1 protein-coding gene (running past one end of the window) is annotated in these 14,206 nt (G+C 69.4%); it reads left to right on the top strand.

Annotated features, from left to right (window positions below):
- Positions 1–14,206 carry the 3' portion of an EndoU domain-containing protein gene (locus BKN51_RS20855; protein WP_146044360.1) on the top strand. The gene continues 13,985 nt to the left of window position 1, outside the view, so 14,206 of the gene's 28,191 nt are visible here — the last part of the coding sequence; the start codon falls outside the window, past its left edge; the stop codon is at positions 14,204–14,206.

The following is a 14,206-nucleotide window of genomic DNA, read 5'->3' as shown; positions in this document are numbered from 1 at the left end:
CGCGGAGCCACGGCCCTCCGATTCCTCGGGGTATGTGCGGGCCGAAGGCAACCGTGTGGTCTTCCCGGCGCCGGGTGTCACCATGGAGACCGCTGTTTCGGCGGCGGCTCAGTTGCCGGTGTTCCCCGGTGTGCTCACGGTGGGCGCACGGCTGGCGGCGGATGGCTCCGGGGTGTTGCGGTCGGACGGACAGGGCGTCCACAGCTTCGCCGAGTTCGCCGGCCTGCTCCAGCAGTGGCTTCCGGAATCGCCGGAACAGCGCAGGGTTCTGCTGGTGTCGTGTTATGCCAGCGAGCTGGCGGCGTCGCTCAGTCGTTTTCTCGACGCCGCGGTGGTCGCGACACGCGAGCTGGTCTGGGAGTTCAACAAGGGGCAGATCGTCGCCGGGGACGTGCGATTGTTCGACGACGGCACGATGCTGCCCGCCGGTCCCCGGAACAGTCCCGACGTCAACCTGTTCGAACTGTACAAGGATGGTGCTCTGGCACAGTCCCTGGACACAGCGGTCGCTGGACAGGCTGTGTTGCGGGCAGGCTGGGCTTCGGCGGAAGCTCGTGCGGACGATACGACGAGCGGCGATCGCCTTACCGAACCCCTCCATTGGGGCGAGGAGTACGGCGCGAAATGGCGCGACGTCCGAGGTGGCTCCGCGCCCAGTCCGGAGAACATCCTGCTCGTTGACAGTGCCCTGAACCACATACTCGACCGGCACAGCGGCGGATCGGCAGTAAGCGGAAAGTCAAGGTTCCCGGCCGAGTGGACCGCCGGAGATATAAGGAAACACGTCCTCGATGTCGCCAAGAATCCGGACGTGGTACCCAGAGTGGCCAAGGGAACAGGAACTTGGGCGGCTACCGGTGTCCGCGCCGGCGTTGCCATCGAGGTAGTGGTCGAGAGCCCGGGAATCGTCGTCACCGGCTATCCGTTGGAGGGCAAGGGCGTCCAGATGGACTTGCCCGATATCGGGATCGCCGAGGCGGAGCTCACCAAGCTCGTCGGCAAGCACAACAAACGCGATCTAGGGGACGCGTGGTCACAGGCTCGGGGCGGCAGGACGCCAGGTCAGCTGACTGTCAAGTACGGACGCCTGGCGGCGATAAGGGGAAATACCAAAGATGTCGGCGAATTCGGTTCCTCCGCCTTCCCCCCGGACTGGAGCGCCGGCCGGACTGTCGACCGGCTGCTCGACGTCGCACGCAAACCCGATCAACCGCCTCGGCCTCTCGACAAGGGGGGTTGGCGGGCCGCCGGAACCCGAGACGGTATGCAGGTGGTCGCCTTTCTGACCGAACACGGCGAAGTGTTCGACGGGTATGCACAAACCGCCTCCGGCCAAGGCGTTGCCGAAAGTTCGCGGAAGCGCCCGCGCCACGGCGAAGAGGCGCCATCCCGAGCGGACCCCACGCCGAAACGCGCGTTGGGCAAAGACGCCCCGACAGCGGGTTCCCGCGGATTCACCTCGGTCGCGGAACTGGCCGGTCAGCTGAAGTCGAAAGCCGTTGACCCGCGAAACCACCAGAGCGAGTCGAGCCGGACGATGGGACCGGACTACTTCTCCCGGCGAAAGGCACCTTCGGCGGCCGGTCCTGTCCGTGGCCACGACTACTCCGCGCTGAACGCCGCGGGCTGGCAGGCGTTGCTGACGAAGCTGGACCTTGCCTCCACTGTTCGCTTCGGCAGCGACGAGTACGCACCGGACCGGATGACCGGCTTCGAGGACGCGGTGCTGACCAGGGAACTCACCGATGCGGAACGGGCGCAGTGGGCTCCCACTTCGGACAAACCCCCGCTGCCAAGGGTGCTGGAGATGCCCAGGACCGTGACCTCGATCTGGTTCGGCAACCCCCTGCCCGATGAGCAGTCACCGAACTTCCGCTCCAGCGTCGCCCGGATGGCGGGCGAACTCGTTCGCGACTCGACTTTCGTCCATGTGACCAACGTGTCCAGGGAATCCGTCGAGCGCGCGAAAGACGGCGAAAGCGGCAAGTACTTCGACGATGTGCGCGAACTGGTGCGCTGGGCGCGGGACAACAGCATCATCCTGATCGACATCTACGAGGTCTTCAACAAGGACCATCCCATGGTCCTGCAGGAGTTCTTCGAAGCGGAAATGGCCAGGCAGGCGCCGGGCGGCTACGGCGCGGCGAGCGACATGGCCAGGCTCGAACTACTCAAGCTGATGGGTGGTGTCCACCTCGACGGCGGCGACCGGCTGACCAACGTGGACCCGCTCGACATCATCCACGCCCAGCAGTCGTTCGCGATCCGAGAGAGCCCTGACGGCAAGAAGCTCGACCAGCGCCTGCTGGCCGCGCCACGTAACCACCCGTTCCTGGATTCGTCTCTGGAACAGATCAGGCAGGATTACCTCACCCACGAGGGCGACCGGAACGACCGGGACAACGCGCCTGAACGAATGCGGCATGTGCGGGAGATCGCGGAGGACAGCCGGACGGCGACGCTGCGGCTCACCCAGCGTGTGGTGCACACGCTGGTGTGGAAACTGCACAGCAGCGAAGGGAAGCTGGATCTCACCAAGGTCGTGCCGGCGCTCGACCGGCATCCGAAACCGGAGCTGGTGCTGGGCGCGGCGCTGGAGTTCGTCTTCGGCAGGCCCGAACTGGTCGCCATGGTCAAGGAGGTCATCGAACCCGGGCGCGAGTACTCGGTCCCCGTTCCGCGGAACGCGCGAGACCTGTTCAAACGGGGTGGGCAGGACGGCGGCGCGCGAATCGTCGGATCGGCGGAAGGATCGGTACCGGTACGGACGCGCTCGGCGGGCGCGCCGGAAGGCGCACGACCGGTGGGCAGCGCCGGTCCGGAGTCCGGCGGGCCGGACGGCGGTGGCTGGCGGTTCACTACCGGGGAGCGGGCGCCCTGGCTGCACGAGATCAGGTTCGGGTTCGACGGCGGTCAGCACATCATCGACAACCACGCGGCCGGATCCGGGCATCCGGGAAAGACGGAATTCCCGCACGACTGGGTGCCGGATAGGTTGCTCGACAATGTGCTCGATGCCGCCAAGTTTCCCGACTCGACACCAGAGTTGCTGAGAACCGGAAAATGGCGCGCCCGAGGCGAGCGTGACGGTGTGCTCATCGAAGTGATCGCCGATCCTTTCGGCGAGGTTCTCAGTGCGTTTCCGCAGTCCGGAGAAGGAGTAGTACTCAACGCGCACCGCGGTCCGCGCCTGGAAGACGCGACAATCGCCAACCTGAATGAAAGACGCTCCGGGGATGACCTCGCGGGTGAGTGGACGAAAGTTCAGGGCGGCTCGAAGTTCACGGAGGACGTCGCCAAGCCGACGAGTGTCCTGATGAGCATGCGCGTAGCGCGCGATATCCTGGAAACTCGCACCGACGGTATCGCCCCGTCAGGGAATACGACTTTTCCCGAAAGCTGGTCGGACCTCGAGAGCGTCGAACGAGTGCTCCAGGTGGCTCACGACCCCGGCGTGCTGCCCAGGCTTCGGTTCGATGGGCGCTGGGAGGTGGTCGGCACCCGCGCCGGAGTCGAAATCGAGGTGTTGCTCGACCCGGACGGCGCGGTATGGAAGGCGCGCCCCCGCTTCTCGACGGCGTCGAGAAGCGGCGAGGAAGAACTCCGTTCCGCGTTGAGAAGGCGGTTGGGCGAAACAGCGGCAGAGAAGCTCCTTACTACGGTAAAGCGTTTCGACGCGGGGTTGGCGTGGGCGTATCGCCGGGTGCCGGAGAGCCTGCGGGCGAACCTGAAGGAGGCAGCCGACCGGATGGCCTCGGAGCTGCTGCGAGTCCCGAAGGCGGTGCGGAACCAGTCGTTCGAGGCGAAGCTCAAATCAGCGTTGAAGCGGTTGCTGAGCCCTGGCCGGGACAATGAGTCGGTCGAGAAGCTCGTTCGGAAGATCTGGGCGTTCGATCCGGGGCTGGCCTGGGCGTATGACTGGGCGCCGGAGGAGGTCCGGAAGGATCCGACGAGCCTCGCCAAGTGGATGGCCGAAATGCTGGTGGTCGGTAAGCCCCTGAAGCTGCTGGGCGGTTCGGAACGGGTCGACGGCACGGGCGGGCCTGGTTCGCCTGATGGGCCGTCGGTCGGCCGGCTACTCGAGGAGAGCATCGGCGAGGCGTCGGACCCGGACGGGCCCGACGCGGATCCGGAGTTCCGTGAGCGTTGGCAAGAGGAGAACATTCGGGCCTCGCGGGGCCTGCGCGACCACGGCGACCAGGCACGGGTCGATCAGGCGACCACGGTGGCGCAAGGACTGGTGGGCAGGCCCGAGCATGTGTCGGAGCTGGACCAAATGGTCACTGACGTGCTGGCGTGGCACATCCTCGACGAACTCGGCCGGGACCGGGGGCTGCCGGCATGGGAACGCGCGGCTCGCGTGGCGTGGGAACGCACCAGCCGCATGCGTGCCGAGGGCCTGACCGGGCAGGCACGGACGGCGTCCTGGGACGGTATCCGTTCCCGTGCCGGCGAGGCGCTGGTCGCGAACGGGGTAGCCGACCTCCATCACGTCTGGTCGTACGAGGTGAGCCAGTTCACGTCATTCGTCGACAGGCACGGGCGCGAGATCGAGTGGCTCAACGAGGTCGTGTTCATGGTCGACGCCATGCTGGGGGCGCTGCCGGCCGGGACGGGCAACCTCACCAGGGAAGTGAACGCGCGCGTTCGGTCCGTGTTGGGGGCGGTGCTGGGCAGGGCGATGATTTCCTCGTTGCACAGGCGGCCTTCGCCGGATTTGGTGGCGGACGCGAAGGACGCGTGGGACCACACGGCCGTTTTGCGGGCCGAGATCGACGCGTTGCGGTCGTCGTCCACCGATACCGCGGCCCCGGCCGTACCGATGCCGGGGCAGCCGGGCGTGTTCAGCGTCCCGTGGCCGGAGGTCCGGGCCGCGGCCGAGCGTGCGGCGCAACAGGCGGCGGGCATCCCCCTGGACGTGGCACGCCGGTTCGCCTCGATAGAGGGCGAAATCGAGCGCCGCCTCCTGGCCGCGGCCGAACGTGTGGAACTGCAGTACCCGGAGCTGGTCGAGCGGGCCGATCAGTTGGTCGACGCCATGCTCGGGGAACAGCCGGAACCCGAGCCGGGGTCGCCGAGGAATCCGACGGCCGAGCGGGAGCGCTACGACGTACTGCGCAGGGTGCTGGACGGCGCTGTCTCCGCCGCCGGGCTGGTGGATGTTGGGCATGACCGGACGCGAGAGGACGTCGCGCAGGCGGCGTGGGAGTCGACCGCGCTCGTCCGGGTGTATCTGGACTTGCGGCGGACCTGGGGTAGCTCCGGCGTACACGCGCGGTGGGCGCTGCCGTGGGCCACGACGTGGGCTGAGGGCGTGCCCCAGTACTCCGAGGGTGCGCCGCCGCGTGCCCCAGGCGCCCCGCCGGGGTACCCCGACGCTCCGGACGGGCCCCCAGGGTATTCGGAGGTCTCGCCGCAGCATGGCGGCCCCGAAGCGCTGCCGCCCGCTGGGGCACTGTGGTTGGTGCAGGGCGCGGACGGCCTCCGCGGCCTGCGGTTGCGCGGCCCGGACCAGCCGGGTGATGGGGCCGCGCCCCGGCTTTCCGCCGAGCAGAGGGCTGGGCTCACGCTGTTGGTCGACTACCTCGGCAACCAGGGCGACGGGCCGCCCCAGGCCCACCGGATCAGCATCGTCGGGCACGGCCCGCGCGACTCCGTACTGCACAGGCAGGTCGAGCAGGAGCTCAGAGAACACCTGAACCGGTACGGCGCCGACACGCCGGAACTGGTGTCGATCCAGCACCAGTTCGACGAGGGCTCCGCCGGGGCGACCGGGGGCTGGGTGGAGGTCGTGTTCGAGCCGGTGGCCGAGGGTGTGCCGCAGGCACGTCGCGGACGGTTCGGGGAATGGCTCCACGAGCTGAGCCGTCGCGGACCGGCTCGCTCCGCGACGGAGAGCGCGCCAGGACCGTCCGGAAATATCCGTTCGATCGCGTTCCACTACAGCGACGGCTCGCCCAAGGCCGTGGCCTTCCCGGTGGGGGAGGAGCGGTTCCACCAGCACACGCACAGGTCGGCCCCGGACGTCGGCTATCGCGGCTATACCCAGATCACGTCCGATGGCACCCCGGTGGCTACCCGGTGGATGCCCTACCGGGGCAGGCAGCTCGCGGTGGATCTGCACGGCGATGACGGGTTCTTCACCGTCGAGGACCAGGCCACCAGCGAGACCCGGCGGGTCAGCGGCCGGGAGCTGGCGCGGATGGTGCACGCCTCCGGTGCGGTGAGCCGGGGACGGCCGGTGCTGCTGATCTCGTGCGACCCGGCGCGTGCCGAATCCGGCACACGCCCTGCCGACGAGTTCGCCGACGAGTTGCGCCGGATGGGGCATCGTGGCAGGACTTTCGCGTTCAACCAGGCGGTCACGACCTCCCGCCGGTCGGATGCCCAGTTGCACGTGCTCGGCGGCACCGACGGTCGGATGCTCGAGGTCGGCAGCGGCCGCTCCACCGCGTCCGATGGCGAGCGGCGCGGCCGTCCGGACGTGTCGCTTCCCGAGGACTACGACCCGCCGCGTGCCGCCCCGCCCGCCGCGGTTCCGCCGGTGACCACCGTGCCGGGGGACGACTCCAGCGACGCGGAATCCTCTACCGGAGTGGCGTTCCTGGTACCGGAAGCTGTCGTGCCCGAACCGAACTATCACCTGCCCGACCACGGACTCCTTTCGCCGGACGAGGCGCGCTACGTGGAGCGGATGAGCCCGGTCGCGAACTCGGCCGGCCGGTACCGGGCGGCCCTGACCGACGAGGAGTTCCAGTTCTCGGAGAGCCTGCTGGAGCAATTCAGGAGGGCGCAGGACGGCCATCGGTACGACGACGGGGTGCGGGACTGGCTCCGGCGCAACGAGGCGGACCCGGGCGAGGTCCGCCGTCGGCTGAACCTCGCGCACGTGGCGGCCCTGCGGGTGTACACAGGGCTGGACTTCTCATTGATCAACATCGCACTGCGCTACCAGGGGATCTGGCGCGGGCAGGCGGTGCGAATCCAGGCGCGTCGCCTGGTCGACGCCATGTTGTCGAGCGAATCGGCGCCACTTCCCGCGATGCTGGGCGGGCTGCCTTCGATCCAGGCCGTCGTCGAGAACGGCAGTCCTGATCTGAAGCGGGATCTCTACCGGGCCGTCGACGAGTCGCTGGGGGAAATTGAAGCGGAGGCGTTGGCGCACGGCGAGATGGTGCGTAAGGCACTGGCTGCCCTGCCTCCCGCGAAGGGCACGGTGTGGCGTGGTGACCGCTCGGGCCGGGGCTGGTGGGGCAAGCTGTTCTACCGGAACTACGACGGCTCCCGCCTTTTCTTCCGCGACCTGATGAGCACCAGCAGGGCACGCGAGGGAGCTCAGGCCTTCATCAGGCACGAACCGAACACCAGGCCCGTCCTGCTGCGCGTCGCGCTCCACCACGACAGCCTGGGGAGGGATATCTCGATATTCTCGGCTGCCCAGAACGAGAACGAACAGGAAGTCCTCTTCCCGGCCGAATCGACGCTGGATGTCGAGTCGCGGAGGGTCGAGCGCACCGGGGACGGGCCGGAACTCGAGGTGATCGGGGCCGCCGAGGCGCGCTCCGGCGGATCCACCTCGGACCGGGACACCTTCCACCGCGACGCGGGCGACGAGCGGCCACGTAAGCGGATCTTCGCCGATCCGGCCTACCTTTCCCGTGCCGAGGAGTTCGAGACCAGACTCGGCGCCTACGCGTTCGGCAACGAACACGCGAGGGCGGCGGCGGAAGGGACCGTTCGCCGGACCTTCGAGGTGCTGCGGGCCGCTCGTCCCTCGGTAGGTGAGAGGGAGATCCTCCAGGCGTTCGGGACCGGTGACGCGACGTCGGCAGGCCAGGTGGAACCACTCACCTCACGCGAGGAGTTCGAGGGGTTCCTCGCCTCGGCCAACCTGCGTGAGCTGATGACGGCGTTCTACTCCGCGGCCTACCTCAGCGAGCATCCACTCGGGCTGAAGGCGCTGCTCAACGGCATCGTGCGCGAGCGGGACTGGGCACGCGCGGCCGAACTCGGCCTGGACGTGGTGTCGCTGCGGCAGCAGGCCGAGTACCTGAACAGTCCCGGCCACGCCACGCTGCGATGGTTGCTGCGGGCGGCGGGGAAGACCGGCCGGACAGCATTCGACCAGGACATTTTCGCGAGCGCGAACCTCCTGGCGCGGTCATCCGGCTGGGCGGCGGCGATCGAGCAACTGCGCAGTGACCTGGCGCGTCGCCCGCGGAAGTCCAGCGGGCCAGGTGCCGACGAGTACGCTCACACCCCGGGAACCTACCGGGACCGTGGCGCGCCACTCGGCGAGGGCGAGCGAATCTTCCTGCTGAACAATCCCGTCGCCCTGGACGTACTGGGTTTCGACCCCGAACAGCCTGCCGCCCCGAAACCCAGCCGGATCGAGAATCCGAGGCTGGGTGACCTGGCTCCCGGGGAAGCGGGGCCGGAGCTCCCGCTGAGCTGGCGCAGCGGCGAGGCCACGCTGGAACTCCGGGACACCTCCGGCTGGGTCCGCCAGGTCCGCGATGAACGGGGCATGCCGGTGCTGACCGGCATCTCCACGAGCAGCGCGCGGCTGATGAACGCCGCGAAACTGGTCAACCTCGGCGTCGCCGACGAGCACCTGGCGCTGGCGTTGCTCGGCTGGATGCTGCCTGCCCGGGACCACACCGCCTACGAGATCCTGGCCGGGGCGAGTCTGGTCGCCGACCTGCCCGGGGCCGACCTTTCCGACTCCACCACGATGTACCGCAGCCTGCCCGGAATCGAGATGGCGGCGGTGCGGTCGGACATCGCGGTCGACGGCCTGCTCCCGCACGAGGCCGCATACCTCCACCGAGCGGGGAGGCACCCGGACGAAGGCGGGTTCGGCGCACCGGGCAGGCTGCACCGCGGGCTCGTGGACGAGAAGCTCGAATCGCTCCATCTCGCGGGGCACGTTTCCACTCCGTTGACCGACCAGGCCAGAGCCTGGCTCGTCCGGAACGGGATGACCGCGCCGGAACTGCTGGCGCGGTTCTCCAGGGCCCACGCCGTCGCGCTCAGCGCCTACAGCCAGCTGGCTTCCCAGCAGCTCGGGACCGGACCGTGGAACCCCGGTCCGCAGGCCGACGCGGAACTGTCCAACCGGCTCCGGCGGCTGGCCGAGGACGCCTACGACACCGGTTACATCCCCGCCATCCTGGCGGCGAACCCGCGGGTCATGCGGCTCTTGGACGAACCCGCGCCGGAGACGCCCGAGGAGAAGGCGGCGCGTCGGCGGTGGCTGCACCTGGCCGTGGACGCCATGCTGCCCGCCGTCCGGGCGGAACTGGCCGCGCACACCGAGCTGGCCCTCGAGGCGCTGGAGATTCTGCCGCCGTTTACCGGGGAAGCATGGGGTGTCGGGCTCGTTCCCGCCGCCTCCGGCGGAAAGGACGTCACCTTCCAGGGCATGGGCGGCTTCGCCCCGGACGAGAGCAGCGCCCTGCGCATGCCGCGGGAGGGTGCCCCGGCGAGCCGGGCCGAGCTGGTCAAGGTCACGCTGACCGGTCACGGCGGCAGGGACATCTCCTATTTCTCCCCGAGTCACACGGCGCCGGACATCCTCGTCACCCCCGGCACCCGGTTCACGATCGACCGCGGGGCCGTCACCGCCGAAGGGGCCGTCCTGGTCGCGATGACCGAGGTCGCGCCCCCACCACCGGATGGCGGGGACACCGCGGGCCGCCGTGACGACCGCGGTCCGGACTTCTCGGTGTTCGCTCGGGCAGATGACAACCGCGTCGTGTTCCCGCCGCCGGGGGTCACCTTGGCGGCCGCCGGCGCCGCGGCGGCCCAGCTGCCCGCGCTGCCCGGCGTGCTCACCGTGGGCGCGCGGCTGACCCCTGACGGAACCGGGGTGCTGCGGTGGGACCGGCCGGGTGGTCACGGGTTCGCGGAGTTCGCGAACCTGCTGCGGGAGCAGCTGCCGAAGCCACCTGCCGAGCGCCGGATCCTGCTGGTGTCTTGCGACAGCGTCGAGTTGGCCAAGGTGCTCAGCGACGTGCTCGACGCCGAAGTGATCGCGCCCGCCGAGCAGGTCTGGCAGGCCAACGGCGGGCTGCTGATCCCCGGACCCGTGCGGATCTTCGAGAACGGCGAGATGAGTCCCGCCGGGCCCCGGAACGAACCTGACAGCAGCCAGTGGCTGTTGTACGAACACGGTGATCTGCGGCGTTCTCTTGGCGCAGGGGATGCGCGAGAGGCCGTGCTGGGCGCCGGATGGGCCACCACCGAACACCTCGCGGACGGCCCGCGGCAGGTGGAGGGTGACCGGCTGGCCGAACCGATCCACTGGGGCGACGACGATTCCGACAGCGACGTGAACATGCCCGACGCCGTGGACTCCGACAGCGACGGGGAGGAAGCGGGGCAGGCCCGGTTCGATCTGACCGACAACGCCGTGATCGACTCGTTCCGGGACCACATCGCCGACCGGGTTGCCACGGCACGTGCTGACTTGCGCGACAACGAGAACGTCCCGGAGCAGCTGAGGTCGGTGGCCGGGACCTACGCCCGACGGTGGGCGACCGCCCTCATCGGACCGATGCCCGACGCGGCGGCCGCTGACGCGAACGTCCGGCGACTGGGTGACCTGCACCAGCAGGTCACCGACGTGCTGGCCGCTGAGATCCTGGACGCCGCGTCCGAGGCGGAAGCGGGTGCGCTGCGCGACGCGTGGGACGCCACAGCCGACATCCGGGATGACTACGAGCGACTGCGCCGCCGGTTGCGCCTGGGAAGCCTTCCGGCTCTGGACGAACTGCGCAACGACCCGGACGTGCGGGTCGGCCTGGACCGGATGCGAGCGGCCCGAATGGTCGCCGGTGGCGACCTCGCCCGGTGGGCTGCCGTGGGCCAGGCGTCCGGGCAGGACTGGCGACAACAACGTCAGGCGGGCGATACCGGTGCTCGCACCGAGAACCAGCTGTATGCCGCAGACGACGGAATGCGTGCGGCAGAGGCACGTCGGCAGCAGGACCGGGTGGCGGCACAGTGGCGCGAGGATGGTCATGGCTTGCTCGGAATACCCGGTGCCGAGCTGAATGAGCAGGAACGCGGGCTCGTCGATGAGCTGGCCGAAATGCTGGGGCATCGGTCACACCTGGCAAGAGGCCGGCGTGATCAGGCCGTTCAGGACGCGGCGACCGAGGAACTCGCGGGCCGGCTGCGGCACCGGTTCACCGCGCTGCGGGACCAGGAAGGCGCCGACCAGCCTTGGGAGGTCGTCGAGCAACGCTTGGCGGGCGAGCTCGGGACTGTCCACGAGCTGATCGAACGAGCCGACTCCGCACGGGATTTGATTGCTGAGGGGGTGCCCTCGCAGCACCGGCAGAACCGGGTACGGGGCCGCGCGGTGCTGGGACTCATCGACGAACCGGCCGACACGTTCCACCTGACCCGTGGGCGCCTTCTGTCGCTGCTGAGCATCGCGATGGCAGCCGTCGTGTCCGTGGAGAACACCACACGGGGAGTGGTGGAAGCCGAGTGGCGGGCCACCGCGGGCCTGCGCACGAGGGTGGCCGCCCTGGTGAACGAGGGCGGTCCGCAGCGGGTCGACTTCGATGTCCCGTTCTCTGTCGCCGCCCGGCGGCTCCACCCCGCGAGCCTTGCCATGGCGGTGGCAGGCTGGCACGAACACTGGAGCTGGGACATCGAGGGGGGCGATTGGCTGCTGACCCGGGAGCGACTGGCGGGGCAAGCCGCGCTGCGGCAGGAGGCGGAACGACTCCTCGGGCCGCCATACGAACCACGCCCTGGCGGGCCAGGGCCCGCGACGGCACGGTGGTTGCGGGAGCGCGCGGTCGCGGCGGTGGCTCACCGTGTCCACCTCGGACTGGGCGCCGTCGACGACGCGGAGACCCTCCGCCTGCGGGTGTGGGACCTGCTCGGTCACGCCGAAGGTCCGGCCTTGCTCCAGACGTTGCTGCCGAGCACCCGGCAGACCGTATCCGCGCTGAACGAAACCCAGCTGTCCGGGCTGCGGTCCACGGCCAGGGCGATGCTGGGTCCACTTGACGCGCCCGCGCCCACGCCCGGTGCCGAGCGCCCGATGCGGTACGCGGAGGTCTATCGCGCCCTGGTCGACGTGCTCGCCGTCCGTCTGGACGCACAGCCTTCGACCGAGCCTGGCTGGAAGAGGACCGCCTGGCTCCGCGCACTGCTCGAGACCTGGTTCAACTGGGATGGCCGGCAGCGCGTCGACTTCGATGTCCCCTACCAGGTGGCCCAGCGCCGCCACGCTGCCGGTTTGGTTACCGAGCAGGTCGCGGTGTTCGAGAACGGCTGGGACGAAGCGCTGTCGGAGGGTGACGCCTACCTCGTTCGGCGGGACCCTCTCCTCGCCGATGGGGAACTTGCCGAGGCCGACCGGCTGTTGGACGTGCCCCCCGAGCCCCGCGCGGGGCTGGGACCGAGCGCCGCGGAGCAACAGCGATTGTGGCAACGGATACGGGCCGCTGTCGCGGCGGAATGGCAGGACGATCCGGATGCCGCCGGCCCGCTCGCGCAAAACCTGCGGGACGGTTTCGGTCGCCTGCACGGGTATGACGAGCTCGCCGGGACGACCGAGGCGATTCTGTCCAGCGCATCCGACGCGCACCAGTACGCGCGGCGCGCGCTGAACGCGGCGGCCCCGGAGCGGCAGGCCGAGGTACTCAGGTCCGCCGAGGCCATGGTCGGGCCGCCGTCCACCGTCGTGCCGGGCGTCGGCCCGAGTGCCGCGGCCCAGCAGCTGCACCGGACCATGCTGATCGAGATCGTCGCCGGCTTCTTGCTGACCGCTCGCGAGACCGATGGTGACGTCCGGCTGGAAGCTTGGTGGTGGAGCGAGAACATCCGGCAGGGCTTGGAGTACCTGCGGACGTGGACGCCGTCCGGGCCTGCCGTCGCGGCGCCGGACGAAGGCTACCTGGTCGACGAGGACACGGTCGCCGGGCGTATCGAGGTCGTCGACCCGGGCGGGATCGAGCAGGCCGTCGCGAGATTCGAGCGCGAGTTGTCGGAACACGCCATCGAAGGAGAGGCGCGGCTGACAATGCTGCGGCGCGAAGACGAGGAGTTGCTTACCGAGGGAATCTCCAGGATGCGGGCCGAGGACGTGGTCCGGGACGAGCATCGGGACGAGCTCCTGCGGCTCATCGGGAGCGGCGACGACCATCCCCCGACGGCAGAGGCCATGCGGCGCCAGTGGAACCGCCTCCGGATCGGTGCGCTTTCCGGTGCCGCGCTGGCCAGGGCGATCACCGAGTTCCGTCACCCGGCAGACTGGCTGGCCGCCGAGGGAGCCCGCTTGATGGGCGTCGCCGATCAGGACTTGCCGCAGGCCCTGGTGGATTCACCGGAAGGGCGCAGGGTAGAGCTGTTGCGCGACATCGCTCGCGTGGCGAACGCGTCGTCCGCCCCTGAGGCCAGCCTGAATTCGTTGCGGCGGCAGTGGGCGGGAATGGGGATCGCCACCAGCGCAGGCGCCGTGCTTGACGAGCAGATCACCGAATTCAGGACCGGCTTTTCGAACGTTCTCGGCCAGTACGCCATTCGGTGGGAGGACGGTCTTACGGCAGCCGAGCTCTCTGTGGCCTCCACCTTGGAGGAACGGGCGCGACAACTGCTCGGCCCGTACGAACTGGCCACCGCACCCGCGGGGTCGGACCTGACTCCCCAGCAGGCACAGGGGCTTTCCGGCATATCCGGGCAAGTGGCGGAGCGGCTGTACCGGATGATGGTGGCGGCGCTGGTGAAAGTGATAACCCGACATCCGACGGCGACCGATCACCACCAGCTTCTCGCTGAGCAACTGCGTAGCGGACAGGTGCAGAGTTTGCCCAGCTTCGATGCCCTGCTGAGCTGGCACCGGCCCGAGCCGGACCACGTCGCGGCCGCGGATCCGGTACCGCCTTACACCGAAGAAGTACTGCCCGACCAACGATGGCTTCAGTGGGCGGGGGAGGTACTCGGACCACGTCCCGAGCTCGACCCGCGAACCGACGGCGAAGACGGCCGCATCACGGGCAGTGAGCGTGGACGGGTACTCGCCGCGGCCAGGCTGTCCAACCAGTACGACCTGATGGTGCACGCCGTGGCGCTGGCAGGGCAGTACGGCGGTGTCGAAGCGGCGCACGCGCTGCTGGCGGCGTGGCGGGCTCGGAGGGAAGCCGACTGGCCGGGGCCGGGAACCGGCGAGGGACGAGCTTGA

Origin of the sequence: Amycolatopsis sp. BJA-103 (genome assembly GCF_002849735.1) — a bacterium.
Classification (GTDB): Bacteria; Actinomycetota; Actinomycetes; order Mycobacteriales; family Pseudonocardiaceae; genus Amycolatopsis.
Note: the sequence above shows the minus strand (reverse complement) of the source record. Positions and strands in the feature narration are given on the sequence as shown.